This window comes from Dokdonella sp. (assembly GCF_041395345.1).
Lineage (GTDB): Bacteria > Pseudomonadota > Gammaproteobacteria > Xanthomonadales > Rhodanobacteraceae > Dokdonella.
This window is the reverse complement of record NZ_JAWLAR010000003.1, coordinates 201,302-219,054: the sequence shown is the minus strand read 5'-3', so window position 1 is coordinate 219,054 and position 17,753 is coordinate 201,302. Positions and strand designations below refer to the sequence as shown.

General features: G+C 63.0%; 18 protein-coding genes. 5 read left to right on the top strand and 13 right to left on the bottom strand.

Annotated features, from left to right (window positions below):
* Positions 1-15: 15 nt before the first annotated feature.
* The 4 genes from R3F00_RS04390 to R3F00_RS04375 all read right to left on the bottom strand — a co-directional run bounded on the left by R3F00_RS04390 (position 16) and on the right by R3F00_RS04375 (position 3,326).
* Positions 16-561: a YceI family protein gene (locus R3F00_RS04390; protein WP_371280501.1), complete on the bottom strand. Its 546-nt coding sequence runs from the start codon at positions 559-561 to the stop codon at positions 16-18.
* On the bottom strand, positions 558-1,133 hold the full coding sequence (locus R3F00_RS04385) for a cytochrome b (protein ID WP_371280500.1): 576 nt from the start codon (positions 1,131-1,133) through the stop codon (positions 558-560). The genes R3F00_RS04390 and R3F00_RS04385 overlap by 4 nt, the downstream gene beginning before the upstream one ends.
* Positions 1,114-1,746 (bottom strand): YceI family protein, encoded by a 633-nt coding sequence (locus tag R3F00_RS04380; RefSeq protein WP_371280499.1) that lies wholly within the window; start codon positions 1,744-1,746, stop codon positions 1,114-1,116. Before R3F00_RS04380 ends, R3F00_RS04385 begins: the two co-directional genes overlap by 20 nt.
* 71 nt (positions 1,747-1,817) lie before the next feature.
* A complete protein-coding gene (locus R3F00_RS04375) occupies positions 1,818-3,326 on the bottom strand; it encodes a GTPase (RefSeq protein ID WP_371280497.1) in 1,509 nt (502 codons plus the stop codon).
* Between the two features lie 104 nt (positions 3,327-3,430).
* Between R3F00_RS04375 and R3F00_RS04370 the strand changes: the two genes are divergently transcribed.
* Positions 3,431-7,048, top strand: coding sequence for a two-component regulator propeller domain-containing protein (locus R3F00_RS04370; protein ID WP_371280496.1), 3,618 nt, complete (start codon positions 3,431-3,433; stop codon positions 7,046-7,048).
* Between the two features lie 244 nt (positions 7,049-7,292).
* Here R3F00_RS04370 and R3F00_RS04365 read toward each other — a convergent pair whose 3' ends face one another.
* The 9 genes from R3F00_RS04365 to R3F00_RS04325 all read right to left on the bottom strand — a co-directional run bounded on the left by R3F00_RS04365 (position 7,293) and on the right by R3F00_RS04325 (position 15,134).
* The gene (locus R3F00_RS04365) at positions 7,293-7,787 is read right to left on the bottom strand and encodes a RidA family protein (RefSeq protein WP_371280495.1); all 495 of its coding nucleotides are present in this window, start codon (positions 7,785-7,787) and stop codon (positions 7,293-7,295) included.
* Positions 7,788-7,799: 12 nt separating this feature from the next.
* Positions 7,800-8,261, bottom strand: a complete 462-nt coding sequence (locus R3F00_RS04360) for a cytochrome c (protein ID WP_371280493.1) — start codon at positions 8,259-8,261, stop codon at positions 7,800-7,802.
* On the bottom strand, positions 8,258-9,841 hold the full coding sequence (locus R3F00_RS04355) for a flavin monoamine oxidase family protein (RefSeq protein WP_371280544.1): 1,584 nt from the start codon (positions 9,839-9,841) through the stop codon (positions 8,258-8,260). Before R3F00_RS04355 ends, R3F00_RS04360 begins: the two co-directional genes overlap by 4 nt.
* 132 nt (positions 9,842-9,973) lie before the next feature.
* The gene (locus tag R3F00_RS04350; RefSeq protein ID WP_371280492.1) at positions 9,974-11,008 is read right to left on the bottom strand and encodes a TraB/GumN family protein; all 1,035 of its coding nucleotides are present in this window, start codon (positions 11,006-11,008) and stop codon (positions 9,974-9,976) included.
* A gap of 32 nt (positions 11,009-11,040) precedes the next feature.
* Positions 11,041-12,087 (bottom strand): uroporphyrinogen decarboxylase, encoded by a 1,047-nt coding sequence (hemE, locus tag R3F00_RS04345; protein ID WP_371280491.1) that lies wholly within the window; start codon positions 12,085-12,087, stop codon positions 11,041-11,043.
* 19 nt (positions 12,088-12,106) lie between these two features.
* The gene (locus tag R3F00_RS04340; protein WP_371280490.1) at positions 12,107-13,171 is read right to left on the bottom strand and encodes an SPOR domain-containing protein; all 1,065 of its coding nucleotides are present in this window, start codon (positions 13,169-13,171) and stop codon (positions 12,107-12,109) included.
* Complete coding sequence (locus tag R3F00_RS04335; RefSeq protein ID WP_371280489.1) at positions 13,161-13,421, bottom strand: WGR domain-containing protein; 261 nt, start codon at positions 13,419-13,421, stop codon at positions 13,161-13,163. The genes R3F00_RS04340 and R3F00_RS04335 overlap by 11 nt, the downstream gene beginning before the upstream one ends.
* A 76-nt stretch (positions 13,422-13,497) precedes the next feature.
* Positions 13,498-14,586: a 3-dehydroquinate synthase gene (aroB, locus tag R3F00_RS04330; protein WP_371280488.1), complete on the bottom strand. Its 1,089-nt coding sequence runs from the start codon at positions 14,584-14,586 to the stop codon at positions 13,498-13,500.
* On the bottom strand, positions 14,583-15,134 hold the full coding sequence (locus tag R3F00_RS04325) for a shikimate kinase (RefSeq protein ID WP_371280487.1): 552 nt from the start codon (positions 15,132-15,134) through the stop codon (positions 14,583-14,585). Before R3F00_RS04325 ends, aroB begins: the two co-directional genes overlap by 4 nt.
* 329 nt (positions 15,135-15,463) lie before the next feature.
* Between R3F00_RS04325 and xrtH the strand changes: the two genes are divergently transcribed.
* The 4 genes from xrtH (at position 15,464) to R3F00_RS04305 (ending at position 17,743) form a co-directional block, all read left to right on the top strand.
* A complete protein-coding gene (gene xrtH / locus R3F00_RS04320) occupies positions 15,464-15,973 on the top strand; it encodes an exosortase H (RefSeq protein ID WP_371280486.1) in 510 nt (169 codons plus the stop codon).
* Positions 15,974-16,078: 105 nt separating this feature from the next.
* Positions 16,079-16,282 (top strand): dodecin family protein, encoded by a 204-nt coding sequence (locus tag R3F00_RS04315; RefSeq protein ID WP_371280484.1) that lies wholly within the window; start codon positions 16,079-16,081, stop codon positions 16,280-16,282.
* Between the two features lie 54 nt (positions 16,283-16,336).
* A complete protein-coding gene (locus tag R3F00_RS04310; protein WP_371280483.1) occupies positions 16,337-17,035 on the top strand; it encodes a response regulator transcription factor in 699 nt (232 codons plus the stop codon).
* Positions 17,036-17,194: 159 nt separating this feature from the next.
* The gene (locus R3F00_RS04305) at positions 17,195-17,743 is read left to right on the top strand and encodes a hypothetical protein (RefSeq protein WP_371280482.1); all 549 of its coding nucleotides are present in this window, start codon (positions 17,195-17,197) and stop codon (positions 17,741-17,743) included.
* Positions 17,744-17,753 lie beyond the last annotated feature (10 nt).

Sequence of the window (17,753 nt, the reverse complement as noted above, 5' to 3'; positions counted from 1 at the left end):
CGCATGCGTATGGCGCTACCTGGCTTCCAGCAGCAGATGCGCGCGCACCCTGACTTCATCGCCGATCGTCGACGTGTCCGCATAGTCTCCCGTGCCGACCTCGAACTCGAGCCGATTCAGAATGGCCTCGACGTCGAGTATTCCGCCGGAGGCATTGGCACTGAAGTCGACGTCGAGTTCGACCGGGTTGCTGATCCCCTTCAGGCTCAACGTGCCTTCGGCAACGACCTTGTCACCGGACTGGCGGAACGTGCTGGTAACGAATCGGGCCCTGGGATGCTGGGCGACATCGAAGAACTCCTGGTCGGGCAGCAGCACGTCGCGTTCTGAATCGCCGGTATCGGCACTGGACAGATCCACGCTGACATCAAACTTCGAGTTTTCGAGATTTGCAGGGTCGTAGCGGATGCTTGCGTCGAAACGATCGAATCGACCCTGGAATTCCTCACCCTGGAAGGTGCCGACGAAGCCGAGTCGACTGCCCTCCTTGACTGTGTATTCGGTAGCATGGGCAAGGCCGCAGCAGGTCAATGCGAGAAGAAGGAATGCCTTGGTTTTCATGACTCGTCTCCATCGGTGCGTGGGCGCAATCGGGCCAGTGGCAGCATGCGCAGCAGGGTGTTGTCGCGTTCGCGGAAATGGTGCAACAAGGCGCCGCCGACGTGCGCGGCGAGCACGCCCAGCAGCACCCAGAACAGGGATTCGTGCACGAGATGCGCGATTGATACAAGGTCTTCGTTTTTCTCGGTCAGCGCCGGCAGGTTGAACCACTTGAACCATTGCAGCGGATAACCCCGCACCGAGTTGTAGAACCAGCCGCTGAGCGGAATCACCAGCATCAACACGTACAGGACACCATGCGTCGCATGTGCAGCGAGGCGTTGCCAGCGCGGCATGGGCTCATCGGGCGGGCGTCGATCAAACAGCTTCCAGCTGATGCGCAGCAGCAGCAGGGCGAGCACGGTCAGGCCGATCGACTTGTGCACGGCGTAGGTGTTGAGCTTGTCCATGCCGAGTGGCATCTCGTGCATGATCCAGCCGAGTATGCCGTTGCCGATGATGGCAATCGCCATCAGCCAGTGCAGGCTCTGGGCCACGCTGCCAAAGCGCTGGTCATTTCCCTTCAGTGGCATCGTCGCTGACTCCCTTCTTTGATCGGCTGCGCACGCCTTCGACCTCGATGCGCAATTCGACTGGCCCGGCGACCACGTCGCGATAGCGGTCCATGCCGAAGGCAAACCGATCCAGCGTCGTGCGCGCGCTGAAACCGGCCTTGGTCTTGAATGCGTAGGGATCGCCGCCAATGCGGTTGAATGTCACTTCGAGATCCACTGGCTGCTTGACGCCACGCAGCCACAGGTCACCATGCAGCACGCCGGCATCCTTGCCGGTTTGTTCCAGCGAGGTGCTGATGAAGCGGGCGGTTGGCCACTGTTCGGCATCAAGAAAGGCAGGTGAGAGTACCTTCCGGGTCCATGCCGGCTCGCCCATGTCCAGACTGCCGATGTCGATGACGACATCCGCCTGTGCGTTGCTCCAGTCGTCCGGATCGAACTGGAACCAGCCTTGCTGCAGTTTCAGCCGGCCGATGGCCTTGGAGAAACCGAGATGATCGGCAAAGAAGATGACCTGGGTGTGGACCGGATCGAATGTCCAGGTCTCCGGCTGCCCGCCTTGGACCGCCTGACTGAAGGCCAGCAGGCCAGACAGGGCGAGCGTAAAGCCTGAACGGATTGAAGTGGTCATGCCTGCAGCTTGGCAAATTGCCATGGCATGCGCTACCCGTCGCGCGTTGAAGGTTTATGTACCTGACCTGATCAATCGTCCCCCGGCCTTGCTGCATTTGGCTGTCGCATCGAGTCGATCACGATGCGGGCGACGCGTTCAACCCGGTCACGGGCGGGTTCGGTCAGCAATTCGCGGATGTTTTGTTCGGCTTCATCCTGGTCCAGGCGTGCGTGTTCGGCCAGGGTGTTCGCGACGGCGCGCCCCAGCGAATCAAAGGCGAGGCCATAGGCCACCGCATGCAGGACGCCGCCGCCGAGCGTGCCGAGGCCCGGAAAGGCCTTCAGCGCATTGCCGGCAATGGCGAGCACGATGGCGGTGGTATTGCGAACGGTCAATCCGAGTCGGGCGAGCAGATTCTCGACGTCGAGCTCGCGCGCCGGGACATCGTGGATGCGGGCCAACTCGCGCACCATGGCCGTGCCCAGGGCACCCTGGATGATGATGTCGGTGCCAGGCGCCACCGCAGCCATGGCACCGACCACGGCACGCCGGGTATAGCGCGTGATCGTGGCGTCGGACTCGCGCATCGCGACTTCGCGCGCCAGCGCACTGGCGCGCTGATCGACGCTGAGGAGCACGGCCGCTTCCCGGGCTGGTTCAAGTGCGGCCTGCCCTTGAGCCGCTATGTCGATCAGCGCCTCAAGCAGCGCGCCGATGTCGGCGCTGCGTTCCCGCTCGACGCGTTCCACACGGCCATCGCCGAGCGTTCGCTCGAAGCGTTCGCTGCCACCCGCGCTGATGCTGACAATGGCCCGACAGATTTCGGCATAGCGGCTCCTGAAGGCAGTCAACAGCGCGTCGAGTTCCTTCGCTTCGAACTGGTCGGCCTTGTTGAGGACAAGAACAATCGGTTTGCCGAAGCCGGCCAGCCAGCGCAATTCCGCATCCTGGGCGCGGGTCAGATCCGAGTCGGCAAGATATATCACCGCATGCGCGCGCAGCGCCTCATCGCGTGCCAGTTGCTCGCGTTGCTGGCCGGAGACCTCGCCAGTCCCCGGCATGTCGGCCAGCACAAGTTCGCGCTGATCCGGAAGCCTGCCGCGAAAATGCTGGACCCAGCGCGTGGTGCCGCCGATCACGTCGACTTCGGCCACGGGCTCGTTCGTGAGTTGGCGCACCAGGCTGGTCTTTCCGGTGCTGATTTCGCCGAACAGGGCAACGTGGATTTCGCCACTCTGGCGCCGCTTGTCCAGTTCCATGAGCTCGTGCTCAAGACTGGCCGCAGCTTCGTCGCGTGCACGCAAATCGGCCAAGCGCATCTCGACGCTTTCGCGTGCCGGTACTTGTCCGGCCCTGGTTCGGGCTGAGCGTTTCGGGCCCGGTCGCAACAGCTTCCAAGCCAGCGCGCCGAGTCCGAGTGCGATGCCGGCCACGAGGATGGTCAGGGGCACGCGCACCAGCAACGGCAGGTGGATCAGGCGATCGTACAACTCGAGCAGGCTGTTGAGCGTGCTGATGGCAAGGCCGATCAAGACCACGGCCGCGACAGCAAGCAGGCCGAACAGGATCAGTCGCAACGGGAGGCGGGAACGGGACATGGCCCGATTCTATCCGGTTGCGAGGCTGGTACCCGGTGGTCTCGAGCCCGTTCCACATGGCAACATCGGTTCCACTGGAAGCTGAATTCGCAAGGGAGGGCGTCATGCGACGTTTCGGAACGGGAATTCTCTGCTGGCTGATGCCGGCGCTGTTGCTCGCCGCTCCGCCCGCTGCGGATCCCTGGTTCGAAACCCTGCGTGTGGCGGATGGCCTGCCCTCCAGCGATGTTTACGTGATTCGTCAGGCAGCCGACGGCTTCATCTGGATCGGCACCCGTGACGGTATGGCGCGCTATGACGGTGTGGACTATCGCGTCTGGCGGCATGATCCGGACGACCCGGATTCACTGGCCAGCAACGATGTTTCGGCCTTGCTGGTCGACCGTGACGGGGGGATCTGGGCGGGTGGCGAGGCCGGCGGTCTCAACCAGATGCTGGATGACCATCGTTTCCGGCGCTACCGGCACGACAGCAAAGATCCGGTCAGTATCAGTACCGACAACGTATTCACGATTGCCCAGGATGCGGACGGCACGATTTGGGTTGGCACCTATCTGGGCGGCCTGAACCGGCTGCGCGACGACGGAAGCTTCGAGCGCATCGAGCATGACGCGGACGACCCGGGCAGTCTGCGTTCGACCACCGTCATCTCGCTGGCTGGAGACAAGGCCGGTCGACTCTGGATCGGCACGGACAACGGGCTTGACGTGCGCGAACGCGACGGCCGCATTGTCCACGTCAGTCTTCCTCCGCTGGAGCGCCGCGCTGCGAGCGTGCCGATCCAGAGTTTGAAGGTGCAGGACGACGGCAGTGTTCTGGTCGGCAGCGATCACGGCGTGGCCCGGGTGGGCAACGATCTGGCATTCGCCGAAATGCTGGTCGAGACCGAGGCACTGATGGCCACTCTGGCGGTCGTCAGCGAACCCGACGGCAGCCGCTGGATCGGCACGACAGCGGGTCTGGTGCGCGACGAGAATGGCATGCAGACACGCTATGGCGATGGTGATGCCCTGCCCGGCGATCTGTCCTCGTCGCGGGTGATGGATATCCTGCGCGACCGTGAAGGCGGACTCTGGTTTGCCTTGTATGAAGGTGGCGTCGCGCGTCTACCGGCGCGTTGGCGCAATTTCTCCGTCTGGCGGCACCGACCAGGCCAGGAAACCAGCCTGAGGCATTCTGTTTCGGAGTCGGTCAGTGTCGATGGAGACGGCGGACTGTGGGTAGGCGGCGGTCGCGACGGCGTCGATCATGTTGACGCAGGCAGCGGCAAGGTCGTTCGCCACGGCGGGCGCTTGCAGGTCAAGGGCAGCCCGATACGATCGGTCCTGCAGGTGGGCGATTTCCTCTGGGTTGGCCATCAGCGCGGCATTCGCCGCTATGCCCTGGACGGCAGCGGCATGATCGAACTGCCGGTAGCCACCGATTCGCCCGATGCATTGCCTCGAGGCTATGCCAATCAGTTGCTGCTTGACGCTGAAGGCACGCTCTGGGCCAGCTTGCGCGGCGGAGGCGTGGCCCGGATCGATCCGGTTTCGGCTTCCATCCGCAGCTATTCGGTCGGTGCCGGAGCACTTGGAGACGCTGACATCAGCAATCTCGTACTCGATTCGCAGGGTGCACCGTGGATTGCAACCAGCGTCGGTGTCGAGCGCTACAACGCCGCACTGGACCGCTTCGAAAAGGTGCCCGGCTCGCCAGACGAAGCGATTCACGCGATCGCTTTTGGCGCCGAGGATTTGGTCTGGCTGCATCGGCTTGGGGTATTGGAGCGCTACCACTTGGACGACGGCGTTCTCGCGCGGGACCTGAGCTTTGCCAGCAGCGAAGAGTGGCCGGCCATGCAGGTTTCCGATCTGCACGAAGCGACCGATGGCAGCCTCTGGGTGGCCAGCCAGCGCGGACTCTGGCGCATCGACGCCGATCGCGGGAGCATTCGCCAGTTCAGTGAGCGGGATGGTTTGCCCAGCGCCGAATTGATGGGCCATTTTGCGCGGGCACCGGATGGCAGCGTCTATATCAACTCGCGCGCCGGTCTGATCGGCTTCGATCCGCTGGCCATTTCGCTCGATTCGCCCGCGCCACTGCTCAAGCTGACCGGGCTATCGGTGCGGCGGGAAGGCGAAGTTCAGACCCTGGCCCCGCAGGAACCGGTTGAACTTGCACACTCGGATCGCGAGCTGAATGTCGTCGCAAGGGCGTTGTCGTTTCTGAATCCGGCCGGCAACCGATATCAGTTTCGCCTGGATGGTTTTGACGAAGACTGGGTAGATACCGGCGCACGTGGTGAGCGGACGTTTTCACAGCTGCCGGCCGGCGACTACGAACTCCAGCTTCGTGCGGCCAATGCCGATGGCGTCTGGAGCGATACCACGCTGAAACTTCCGATCCATGTTGCCGCCGCGCCCTGGCTGCGCCCGGGCGCCTGGTTCGCCTACCTCGCGCTGTTCGGCCTTGTCGTCTTTGCCGGCATGCGCGCCTGGCGGCATCGCCTTGATCAGCTTCACGTCATGGCGCTGGCCGAAGAGCAAAGGCGCAATGCCGAACAACTGGCAAATGCGAAATCGGCCTTTCTGGCGACGATGAGCCATGAGATCCGTACGCCGATGACCGGCGTGCTGGGCATGGCCGAACTGCTGCGCGGCACCGACCTGGATGACCGCCAGCGTGGCTATGCCGAAGCGATCAGCCGTTCCGGTGATCTGCTGTTGCGCCTGGTCAACGACAGTCTTGATCTGGCCCGTATCGAGGCGGGCAAGCTGGAGCTGGTAAACCAGCCACTCGATCCGGTGGAATTGCTGCGCGAAGTCCGCGCGCTCGAACAGCCGCTGGCGCAAAAGAAGAATCTGCTGCTCGAACTGAGGCAGGTCGAACCGCTGCCGCAAGCGGTCACGGGCGACGCCCTGCGCATCAAGCAGGTGCTGCTCAACCTCGTCAACAACGCGATCAAGTTCACCGAACGCGGCCGGATCGAACTCGGCATCAGGAGTGCCGCGGGAGGCTGGATCGTATTCAGCGTTTCCGATACCGGCCCCGGCATGAACGCCGACATGCGCCGTCGCCTGTTCGGGCGTTTCGAGCAATCCGGCGAACAGGCGTCGAATCCCGGAAGCAGCGGACTCGGCCTGTCGATCTGCCGCGAGCTGGTCGATCTGATGGGCGGGAGCATCGCCGTCGACAGCGCACCCGGTGAAGGCAGTCGATTCACGATCCGCCTGCCACTGCCAACGACCGAGCCGACCCGGCAGCGGCCGCACGCATCGAGCCGGTCAGGCCGAACAGGCGGGCGTTCTGACAACAATGGCCAGGGCGTAGCCGCACCGGTTCATGTACTGGTTGTCGAAGACGACGCCACCGTCGCTGCGGTCGTCATTGGCATGCTGGAGAAGATCGGGCATCGGGTCAGTCACGCGCCTCACGGACTGGCCGCTCTGGCGATTCTGGAAACTACGAATATCGACCTGGCCCTGGTCGACCTCGACTTGCCCGGCATCGACGGCCTCCAGTTGAGCCGACTGTTGCGGCAGCGCGAAAGCGAGCAGGCAACGGGCAATCACTTGCCATTGATCGCAATCACGGCCCGCGCGACTGGCGATGAGGAGGCTCAGGCACGAGAAGCGGGAATGGACGCATTCCTGCGCAAGCCCGTTGGTGCGGACATGCTGGAGCAGATGATGGCGCGGTGTCTCGGTCGGAGGGGAACGCCAGGCGCCGCAGACATGTGAAAGCACATTGGAAAACGCCGACCCCGCGGACGAATTGCTACGCAAGCAGAATTGCCCACGGATCCTGCCAGACAATCTCTCGACCGCTGGCCCGGGCACGACTCTTCAGTCTCCATCCTCGGAGCCGAACCTCCTTCATCCACGCGACCACCAATCCGGCTATCTCCCGGGGGAGTGATGGCAAGTCTTGTTGGAGTTCTGGTTCCCGGTGATCGCGACGAGCCGCGGGTTTGTAGACACGTTGTCAGGGACGAACGGCCGTCACTTCGATTTCAACGAGGAATCCGGGATTGGCCAGGGCGGCGACCTGCATCGTCGATCGGGCCGGAAGGTTGGGCTGGACATCCGTGCCGAAGTACTTGCTGTAGCCCTTCATGAATCCGGCAAAGTCCATTTTTCCGTCCTTACCGGGATCGCCGACGAGGAAGGCCTGCATGCGTACGACATCGCCCATGCCGAGATTCATCCCTTTCAGTTGCTCTTCGATGCCCTTGAGTACGGACAGCGTCTGCGTTTCGGTGTCGCCGTAGGCGGCCACACTGTTCTTCTCAGCCTTTTCATCCGCAACCGAGGGTACCTTGCCGCTCAGGTAGACCATGGTCTTGCCGGCAGGAACCTCGACCGCTGCGGCAATAGGGAATGTGCTGTTGTTGGGCAGCTTGTGGCGAACCACGGATTGCGCACTGAGCAGGGCAGGGGCAAACAGCAGCGAGAGCAGGGGGATGGCGATGCGAGCCATGCTTTTCTCCTTTCAGGGTTCTGAGTGAAGGGCAGCGACGTCGGCTGCGCTGATCGGGTCGTCAAACTGGTTGCCGAAATGGGTGCGGATGTAGTTGACGACATTGGCGACCTGCTCGTCGTTCAGCGAGGTCGGGCCAAAAAAGAACTCGAAATTCTCGACCGGCTTGAAGGCCGGCATGTTGCGACGTCCGTTGAGCACGGTCACGACGACGTAGTTTGCCGATGCCAGGGCCGGATTGCCGGCGAAGGCCGGATAGCGGCCGGCCCCTTGGGCGCCGCGTCCTTCGGGCATGTGGCAGCCTTGGCAGATCTGCGTATAGATCTGCTCGCCGCTGACCAGGTCGGAAGTATTGCCGGTGATCAATCCGGCCCTGTCAGCTTCCTCCTCTTCCGCGACAGCCGAGAGGCAAGCCAGGCACATCGAGCCGGCCATCACGCTGCGCAGGAGGATCGACTTGAATGAGGCACTCATGCGGCGTCTCCCTTTTCGAGGGCTCGTCGGTGCAGTCGGTCGATCGCATCGAGCGCCGAGGTAACCGCGCCTTCCTGCCACGCCGGCAGGTAGGAAGCATGTTCGCCGGCCAGCACGATGCGGCCGTCAAACGCGCAGAGGTTTTCGTAGTGTTGCTCGCGCATGGCCTGCGTCCACAAACCGAAACATCCCATCGTGAACGGAACGCGATGCCAGGCCACGGCCATGCCGTTCTGGAATTCGGCCCGATACTGCGGGTGGATTTGCGCGCCCTGGGCGACGGCTGCGCTGATGCGTTGCTGCGGGCTCATCGACGAGAACTTCATCGCGTCGGTGCCCCAGGTGTAGCCACCCAGCAGAACAGCGGGTCCCTTGCCGTGATAGCCGAAACTTGGATAGCTGATCACGCCGATTGGCAGGTCCGTGTAGCTGATGCCGCCATAGATGCCGTCGTCTTCCTCCCAGAAGCGGCGCTTGAACTGCAGGCCGATCTTGGCCGAGGCCGCATACGGAACGGCGCTGATTGCCGCACTCATCGGTTGGCCTACATTGATCGGGATCTGGTCGAGGATCGAGAGCGGAATCGTGCAGATGCACCAGTCGGCACGAGCGCTTTGCGGGCTGCCCGGTTTGGTCGTGTCCTCAAAGCTGACTTCAACGCCACGTTCATCCTGATGGATGTTCACAACCTTGGCGGAGTAGCGGATCAAGCCCTCGAGCCGGCTCGCGAACGCCTCGCCTATCCGGCCCATGCCGCCGACCGGCTGCAACAGGGTCGATTGCAGGTCGTAGATCTCGGCAATCGGCAGGCTTTGCCAGAGTTGCGAGCCAAGCAACTCGCTCAAGCCTACGGGTGAGGAATATTCCGGTTTGCCGGAAAGGCCGCCGCCGGGTTCCTTGTCGTAGCCCCGGCGTTCGCTGCTGGTGCTGTTCTTCCTGTAGGCGTAATTGTCATCGAGGGCGCCCCACCATTGCAGGGAGGCCAGCAGCTTCTGCTGATCTTCGTTGCTGACCGGCGCATCGAGCGCACCCTCAAGAGTGCATTTCGCCAGCAATTCGGCGACATGGCCGCGATAGTCGGAGTCCACTGCGCGGTAGCGTTGTGGTTTGCCATCAAAGGCCCGGCTGCTGTGCAGCCATGCATTGTTGTTGACCTGGACGAATCCCTCGAGCGGGATGCCGAACTGCTTGCAGTAGCCGAGGACGCCACGATGCTGATGCGGGATGCGCCAGGGGCCCGGATTGAAGTACAGGTCGCTGGAGAATTCGCAATGCTGGGTTTCGCCACCGAGTTCGGTGTAGCGATCACCGCCACGCAGGGTCCAGTTTCGACCACCGGCGCGCGTGTTGTACTCGAGGACCTGCACGGCGTAGCCGGCCTTGCGCAATTCGAATGCGGCGACCATGCCGGCGAGGCCGGCGCCGAGCACGAGGACTGAGGCGCCTTTCGGCGCAGGACCGAGCGCGGGAATGCCGGAGAAGGGTGTTTCAGCGGCCAGGCCGAGACTGCTCATGGCCTGGTACATCGCCGCGCCGCCTGCGCTCAGGCCAATCATGCGCAGCAATTGCCTGCGCGTCATCGGCGACGCACCTCGCTGGTTCTGCATTCGCAATCCCCCGATCGAGGCCCCAGTGTAGCGGTCTTTCAGGCTCGATCGGTCATCCCCGCAAAATTTTTCAGGCTTGCTGCGGCTTGTCGCGTTCCGGACCGTTCATTCGGGCGCTTCGATGGTGTAGCCGCGTTCGCGAAGCTGGCTGAGCAGGCCATCGTCGCTCAACAGAAGCCGCATGGGCAGGAGTGCGAAGCTGGAAGTATTGCGTTGCAGCGCCTCTTCCGCCGCGCCCATCCACACGGAGAATATGCGAGCTCGCAAGTCGTCGAGACCGCGTTCCTCGACCACGCTGGCACCGAGGATGGCATCGCTGCAGGCCTGCAGCTGATCCGTGTAGGGCAGGCTCTGGATGGCCTCGATATCGCCCATGGCCCAGGCATTGCCGCGCAGCTTCATGGCCTCGATGTCGGTCTCTAGGCGACTCATGGTCCTGGCAAAACAGTCGATGTCCTCCAGCGAGGACTTTCTGAATTCGCGCAACGCCGATCCGGGAGATTCGATGCGCAGATCGAGCTCCGGCTCGACCATTTCGACCTTGTTGCGACGGGCAGCCTTCTTGACCACCGGGGTGACGATATCTTTCAGGGAAAGATCCGAGCGCTTGATCGCACTCTCGTAGAGCTCATACGCGGCAAAGATGGGCCGACGCTTTTCAACACTCCTGTCGTTGCCCATATAGCGCGCCTTGAGCACCTCCCAACGGGCATACAAGTCGGCGGGCACGACATCGACCAGCTTCTCCTTGTCGGGATTGTTGCGTGCCTTCATCAGCGACGGCAGCAGGAAAATGCCGCGCACAAAACCGCCCTTGACGCTGAGCGATACGTTCGGCATCAGGATGACTTCCTGAGACTCGGCGATGATGGCCTCGACATCACGCGAGACCCAACTCATCTTTTTCGGCAATGGATTCAGCGTGCCGAGTATCCACAGCACGTGATCGCCCTTGCTGACCTTCCACAGCCCCGGTCCGGGTTGCTCGCCACTGACCACGATCGTGTCGAGGGTTGAAATGTCCGCGCTGCCAGTGGGCGCCGGATCTTCCTGTGCAAGGCTGGCGGGGACGCCGAAGTTGCCAGTCAACAGCAAGCCGGCGATCAGGAGCCACGGTGCAGCACGAGGCAGAAATGCCACGCGGAAAGTACGCAAGGATTCAGGCAGGAGAATCAACGCCGGCCGAATTCATGCACGGCGTCGACCAGAACAGCGACGTGCTCGGGGTCGATATCCGGGGTGATGCCGTGGCCAAGGTTGAACACGTGGCCGGGGCCTTCGCCAAAACTGTCCAGGGTGATGCGCACCTGTTCGCGGATCGCCTGAGGATGGGCGGCGAGCGTAGCCGGGTCGAGATTTCCCTGCAGGGCAACACGGTCGCCCACGCGTCGGCGTGCTTCGGCGAGGCTGATGGTCCAGTCAACGGCCAATGCCTCGCAGCCACTGTCGGCCAGGCCTTCAAGGTGCACGTTGGCGCCCTTGGAGAACAGGATCAGCGGAATCTCACGCGTGGCCGCGTTCGACTTGAGTTCGCTGGCGATGCTGGCCAGATAGCGTTGCGAGAACTCCGGGAACGACTGCGCCGAAAGCATGCCGCCCCAGCTGTCGAACACCATCAGGGCTTGTGCGCCCGCAGCGGCCTGCGCGGTCAGGTAGGCCGCGACTGCGCGTGCATTGATGTCGAGCAGGTGGTGCATGGTGGCCGGATCGTCCAGCATCAGTGCCTTGGCGCGCGAGAAACTGGACGATCCAGCGCCCTCGATCATGTAGCAGGCCAGCGTCCACGGACTCCCGGAAAATCCGATCAACGGCACGCGGTCGGCCAGTTCGCGACGAATCAGGCGGACCGCATCGGTGACATAACCCAGATCGACCTCCGGATCGGGCACGCCGAGCTTCCTGATAGCGGCCGCCGAGCGTAGCGGATGTTGGAATTTCGGCCCTTCACCTTCGATGAAATGCAGGCCGAGTCCCATCGCATCGGGAATGGTCAGGATGTCGGAGAACAGGATGGCCGCGTCCAGCGCGAACCGGTCCAGTGGTTGAAGGGTGACTTCACAAGCGAGTTCGGGTGTCTTGGCCAGGGCCAGGAAGCTGCCTGCACGCTCCCGCGTAGCCCGGTATTCGGGCAGGTAGCGGCCCGCCTGGCGCATGATCCAGACGGGCGTCGTGTCGACGGGCTCGCGCCTCAGCGCGCGCAGGAAGCGGTGATCGGTCACGGACAACTCCAGAGAATGATTATTGTATTTCGCTTTGCAGCAGGCTGATCCGGCGCGGCCAGCCGGAAGCAATCGGTGCGTCGGCCGGCAGGTCGGCGCGCGCGCCGCGTGCCGCATCAAGGCTGTCGAAGTTGGACCAGCACAGGCTGTACCAGCGGCCGTCGGGCATGTTCAACCCGACCAGGTAGAGATTGCCGGGAAGGTCTTCCAGCGTGGCAACCAGTGCGTTGAATTCGGTCGGGCTTCGCGCGCTGTCAAGCACGAGGGTGTAGTGGCTGCCCGGGAGCTTCATGAAATCGGCAGCATTCAACAGCGGACGTTGACTTTGCGGCGCTGCCGACGAGACCCCCGAGCGCGAACTTGCCGTCGCCACAGGCGGTCGCGCCGGATTCGGTCTGGCCGCGACGGGTTTCGCCGTGGCCGTCGGACGCGATGAAGTCGCGGCGGCCGGCTCGGACTGCGTTCTTGCAGGCGTCGGCGCTGGCTCGGTCGGCGCAGGGCTGGTCGCGGGCCGGGAGGCAGTCGATGTCGTCGCGCTCGGCTGCGCCGCTTCGGCAGGAGCCGGCGTGTCCGCCACGCTTGCCTTTGCCGGGACTTGCGCCGGCTCTGGCTGCGCGCTGTCCGAACGCGTTGCGGCGGGCGCTGATGTGGACGCCGTGGACGAGGCTGCAGGCGCCGCGGCGGGCGCAGGCATGGGTGGCGCGCTCTGCACTGGCTTCGACCTGGCGGGTGGAGCGGCCGGAGCAGCAGCGGCCCGACGTGGCGCGGCGCCCGGGTTATGCAGCAGATAGCTTGGCAGCTTGCTGGTCGAGCTGGGAATGGCGTCCGAGGGAGGCAGCGCTTCGGGCTCGGGCGCGGCCTCGGGCTCGGCTGCTGCAGCGGGCGCTGGTTGAGTCACCTCTGCGGACGTCTGCTCTGCCGTCTCGTCGACCTTGCCCGACGCATCACGGCAGACAAAGCGCTCGCCGTCGGCCGAGGGTTCGCAGGTTCGCTCGCTGCCCGGCTCAAAGGCGACGAGGGGCGAACTCGCGAGCAGGCACGCGGCAAGGAAGACTCTGCGAACGTTCGTCAACTCAGTGAGCATGCGTATTGTCCAGGCCCTGGCTGAAAACAACCCGAAAACCGCGCTTGATCTGGGAATCCCGGGCTCTCTCGAATGCTGTCAGCGCACTGTCGCGATCAAGATAGACCTCGCGCTTCAGGCTCGACCGCGCACCCTGCTGCCCCCATTCGCGATACAGGGTCCAGCCGCCGAGCAAGTCCTGCTGCAGCGAAAGCTGATAGAAGCGGGGCGTTTCCGTCGCTTCCGTCAGGGTTTGCATGTAGATGCGCATTCCGTGATTTTAGCTGCAATGGACAGGATTGGCTGCATTGGTTGCACAGCCACGCCGATATTTGCAGCTGCATCGTTCAGCTGGCTGCTGCAACGGCCTCCTGCAACAGCGCCAGAATGGCTGAATCCTCGACACCACTGGCGAGTTCCGCCTGACCGGCTCCGCGCCAGAGGATCAGGCGCAGCTTTCCGCTCAGCGATTTCTTGTCCAGCGTCATTCGCTCGAACAGACGTCGTGCATCCAGGCCCGCTGGCAGCCGCGTCGGCAGGCCGAACTGGTTGAGCAAGGCCGCCAGCTGTTCGGCATCGGTCGCGGGGGCCAGTCCCAGGTTCGCGGAAAGGCGGGCAGCCAGCAGCATGCCTGTTGCAACGGCTTCGCCATGCAGCACCTGTCCGTAGCCGGCTTCGGTCTCGATGGCATGGCCGAAGGTATGGCCGAAGTTGAGCAAGGCGCGCTCGCCCTGTTCGCGTTCGTCACGGGCGACCACGCCGGCCTTGTAGCGACAGCTGAATGCGATGGCCTCATCCAGCGCCACTTCGTCGCGGGCCAGCAGGGCATCTGCGTGCTGCTGCAGCCAGTCGAGAAAATTCGCATCGCCGATGGCGCCGTATTTGATCACTTCGGCGAGGCCGGCCAGGTATTCCCTGTTCGGCAGGCTAGCCAGCGTGGTCGTATCGATAATCACGGCACGTGGCTGGTGGAAGGCACCGACCAGATTTTTCCCGGTCGGCAGATTGACTCCGGTCTTGCCGCCCACCGACGAATCGACCATAGCCAGCAGAGTGGTCGGCATTTGCACGAAGTCGATGCCGCGCATCCAGCAGGCGGCAGCAAATCCGCCAAGATCGCCGATGACACCACCGCCCAGAGCGATCAGGGTCGCATCGCGACTGGCGCCCAGGTCGGCCAGCACGCCGAGCACGCGCGATACATTGTCGAATGTCTTGTGCTGCTCGCCATCCTCCAGGATCAGACTGGCATGGGTCAGCCCCCGCAAGCCAGTCAGGACCCGTTCCAGATAGAGCGGGGCGACCACGGTATTGCTGAGCACCAGAACGTGGCGACCGCGAATGGCCGGGCGCCAGATCGACGCATCCTGCAGTGTCCCTGCCCCGACATGGATGGGATAGCTGCGCTCGCCGAGCGCGACATCAACCTGCTTCATGCGTCTGCTCCGTTCTCGCTGTAGTGCCAATGGCGGGCAATCTGGGTGCCGACGGTGCGCGCCATCGCAGCGCTGCTGGCCGACCCGGAAGCGGTGATGCGCAGATCGGCAATCTCGGCGTACAGCGGGTTGCGTTGTCGGGCAAGCATGCGCAGGCGTTCATCGCGGTCGCTGGCAGCCAGCAATGGTCGCTTGCGATCCGCGTGCAGGCGCTCCAGCTGGGTCTCGACATCCGCATCCAGCCAGACCACAAAACCATTGTCGCGCAGCAACTTGCGATTGTTCTCGTCGAGCACGGCACCTCCGCCTGTGGACAGTACGATGCCGCGATGGCGAACCAGTTCGGCCAGCAAGGCGCTTTCACGCTTGCGGAATCCGGCCTCCCCCTCGATCTCGAAGGTCAACGCGATGCTGACCCCGGCGCGTTCTTCAAAGGCGAGGTCAAGATCAATGAATGGCAGCTCCAGTCTGGCCGCAAGGCGCCGGCCTATCGAGGTCTTGCCGGCTCCCATCGGGCCGATCAGGAAAAGGTTGGGCGCGGGGTTCATGCGAGGAATGCTAGCAGTCTGCCAGGTCAGACGAGTATTCGGTTGCGCGAGGGCAGAGTCTCGACGGCTCGCTGGCCAGGGCGGGTTGCACGGGCCTGGGAGCGGCTTGAAACCGGATCGCGTACGCCGATTCGCAGTGCAGCCGGGCAAAGCGCCAGGGGCAGCCTGTTGCTGAGGTCCCACTCACGGCCATCGAGGCCTGTGCAGCCGATTCGACGTTGAGCCGCGAGGTCTGCCGAGCCGCATAACCGCGACGCAGTATCGATCGCGGCAGCGCAGTGGGCGCGGGTGGTCTAAACTGCGGCCTTTCCACCGATCCTTCGAGCCTCATGCTGCGTTTCATCCTGCTTTTTCTTGTGTTGCTGCTGGTGCTCTTTGCAGCCGGCCTGACCACACCCGTCGACGATCACCTCATCGTGCCATTCACCTCGGTGCTCGCCAAGGCCAGCGCCATGATCATTCACCTGTTCGACGGCACGACAATCTCGCACGGGAAGCTGATCCAGAACGCGACCGGCACGTTTATCGTATCGATCGAACGCGGCTGCAACGGCATCGAGGCCGTGATCATCCTGATTTCCGCGATACTGGCCTTTCCGGCGCCGTGGAAGCACAAGCTGATCGGCCTGGTATTCGGCTTTCTGGCCATCCAGGTGCTCAATCTCGTGCGCATCGTCAGCCTGTTCTTCCTCGGCCTCTGGAACCAGGTCTGGTTCGAATGGTTTCACTTGTATCTTTGGCAGGCCCTGATCGTGCTGGACGCACTGATCGTATTTCTGGTCTGGCTGCGTTACATGCCGCAGGAACCGCGTGCCGGGGAACGCGCTGCGCAAACCTGAGCCCGATCCGGTCTGCTTTCCAGAAGGCTTGCGGTTGCATGAAATGATCGGGTCAAGTTTGGCTTTGGTATAGTCACGATCCATTTCGTAAATGGGAGAATGAAGATGTCCGTTGCCAAGGTAATCGAGTTCAGCAGTTCATCGCACAAGGGTGTCGAAGACGCCGTCCAGGCCGGGCTCAAGAAGGTCGCCGAGACGGTCAAGAATATCCAGGGTGCCTGGGTCAGCGAGACCAAGGTCATTACCGACAAGGATGGAAACATCAAGGAATGGCGCGTCAATCTGCGCATCACCTTCGTCGTCGAGTAGGCGCGAATCACCGTCACTGGAACCGGCGCCTCCGGTGCTTGAGGGTTGGACCCCATGAGTGAGCGAGATCTCGTGATTGGATTCCTGGAGGACGATCCGGATCAGTCCGAACTGATCCTGCACTGGTTGGAGCAGGCGGGTTACAAGACCCGTCTGTTCGTTTCCGCCGCGGAGTTCCGTCGGCGGCAGGGCGCCGAAGCGATCGATCTTCTCCTGCTCGACTGGATGCTGCCCGATGCGAGCGGCCCCGAAGTCGTCGAGTGGATCCGCGCCTCGGCCAACGCGAAACTGCCGGTCATTTTTCTCACTGCAAAGGGCACCGAGGCCGATCTGGTCCGCGGCCTCAATGCCGGCGGAGACGACTACGTCGTGAAACCGGCAAAGCGGCAGGAACTGCTTGCACGGGTCGCAGCCGTGCTGCGCAGGCTCGGTCTCGAAGGCAGCGATGCGGCCCCGTTCGAATTGCCGCCGTACCGTATAGACGCCGCGCGGCGCCGAATTTCCTATTCAGGCAAGGAAGTCGAACTGACCCCGCGCGAATTCGATCTGGCGACGTTCCTGTTTCGCCGCCACGGACGCATCGTCAGCCGCGATGCCCTGCTCGAAAACGTCTGGAACATCAACGCCTCAGTGTCGACACGAACGGTCGACACGCATGTCAGCCGCCTTCGCAAGAAACTGGATCTGAGTGGCGAGTTTGGCTGGAGGCTGGCCGCTGTCTACCAGCACGGGTATCGTCTGGAACAGACTTGAATCGCCAGGGCACGGTCAGCATGGTCTGGCATTGCATAGGGGAGATTGCGCATGGCAGCTACAGGCAAGTCAGGGCGGAAAAAAGCCGGATCACGCTCCGCTTCGCATAAACTGGTCGCCAAACCCAAGCAAAAACCGGCGAAAGCGAGGAGCAGGACCATGCCCGAGTCCAAGAAGCCCGCGAATGAAGCGGATTCAGAGCGCAATGTCGACCAGATCCGCGACATTCTGTTCGGTGGACAGATGCGCGACTACGAGCGTCGCTTCCAGGAAATGGGTCAGCGCCTTGAAGCCGAAATGGGACGTTTGCGCGAGAGCCAGGACAAGCGCATGGCGCAGATCGACAAGCGTGTCGACGAGCAGTTCGAAAAACTGTCGCGACAGCTGCGCCAGGAAATCGCCGATCGAAACGAGGCCGTAGATGATCTCGAGTCGCGCTTGCAGCAGTCCGCACGCACGGCACGTACCGAGATCAACAAGGCCATGGATGGTCTCAGCGGTGAACTCGGTGCCGTCGACGAACGCTTGCGCGAGGCACTCGCCGAGCTCGGAGCCGCAGTCGACGAGCGAGCCAGTGAAGCGGCCGCATCGCTTTCCAGGACAAGTACGGAATTGCGCGCGGAGAAACTCGGTCGGGAAGACCTGTCGGCCCTGTTGACCGAACTCGCGCTGCGCCTGAAAGGCGATTTCGACTTGCCCTCGAACTGAGCCGAAGCCG

What these genes read in the sequence shown, in the direction of transcription:
- R3F00_RS04360 (WP_371280493.1), bottom strand. Translation starts at nt 8,261, where the DNA reads ATGAGTGCCTCATTCAAGTCGATCCTCCTGCGCAGCGTGATGGCCGGC.
- R3F00_RS04355 (WP_371280544.1), bottom strand. Translation starts at nt 9,841, where the DNA reads ATGACGCGCAGGCAATTGCTGCGCATGATTGGCCTGAGCGCAGGCGGC.
- R3F00_RS04305 (WP_371280482.1), top strand. Translation starts at nt 17,195, where the DNA reads ATGCCCGAGTCCAAGAAGCCCGCGAATGAAGCGGATTCAGAGCGCAAT.
- R3F00_RS04325 (WP_371280487.1), bottom strand. Translation starts at nt 15,134, where the DNA reads ATGAACCCCGCGCCCAACCTTTTCCTGATCGGCCCGATGGGAGCCGGC.
- R3F00_RS04380 (WP_371280499.1), bottom strand. Translation starts at nt 1,746, where the DNA reads ATGACCACTTCAATCCGTTCAGGCTTTACGCTCGCCCTGTCTGGCCTG.
- R3F00_RS04385 (WP_371280500.1), bottom strand. Translation starts at nt 1,133, where the DNA reads ATGCCACTGAAGGGAAATGACCAGCGCTTTGGCAGCGTGGCCCAGAGC.
- aroB (WP_371280488.1), bottom strand. Translation starts at nt 14,586, where the DNA reads ATGAAGCAGGTTGATGTCGCGCTCGGCGAGCGCAGCTATCCCATCCAT.
- R3F00_RS04335 (WP_371280489.1), bottom strand. Translation starts at nt 13,421, where the DNA reads ATGCGCATCTACATGCAAACCCTGACGGAAGCGACGGAAACGCCCCGC.
- R3F00_RS04375 (WP_371280497.1), bottom strand. Translation starts at nt 3,326, where the DNA reads ATGTCCCGTTCCCGCCTCCCGTTGCGACTGATCCTGTTCGGCCTGCTT.
- R3F00_RS04365 (WP_371280495.1), bottom strand. Translation starts at nt 7,787, where the DNA reads ATGGCTCGCATCGCCATCCCCCTGCTCTCGCTGCTGTTTGCCCCTGCC.
- R3F00_RS04315 (WP_371280484.1), top strand. Translation starts at nt 16,079, where the DNA reads ATGTCCGTTGCCAAGGTAATCGAGTTCAGCAGTTCATCGCACAAGGGT.
- R3F00_RS04340 (WP_371280490.1), bottom strand. Translation starts at nt 13,171, where the DNA reads ATGCTCACTGAGTTGACGAACGTTCGCAGAGTCTTCCTTGCCGCGTGC.
- R3F00_RS04310 (WP_371280483.1), top strand. Translation starts at nt 16,337, where the DNA reads ATGAGTGAGCGAGATCTCGTGATTGGATTCCTGGAGGACGATCCGGAT.
- xrtH (WP_371280486.1), top strand. Translation starts at nt 15,464, where the DNA reads ATGCTGCGTTTCATCCTGCTTTTTCTTGTGTTGCTGCTGGTGCTCTTT.
- R3F00_RS04370 (WP_371280496.1), top strand. Translation starts at nt 3,431, where the DNA reads ATGCGACGTTTCGGAACGGGAATTCTCTGCTGGCTGATGCCGGCGCTG.
- R3F00_RS04390 (WP_371280501.1), bottom strand. Translation starts at nt 561, where the DNA reads ATGAAAACCAAGGCATTCCTTCTTCTCGCATTGACCTGCTGCGGCCTT.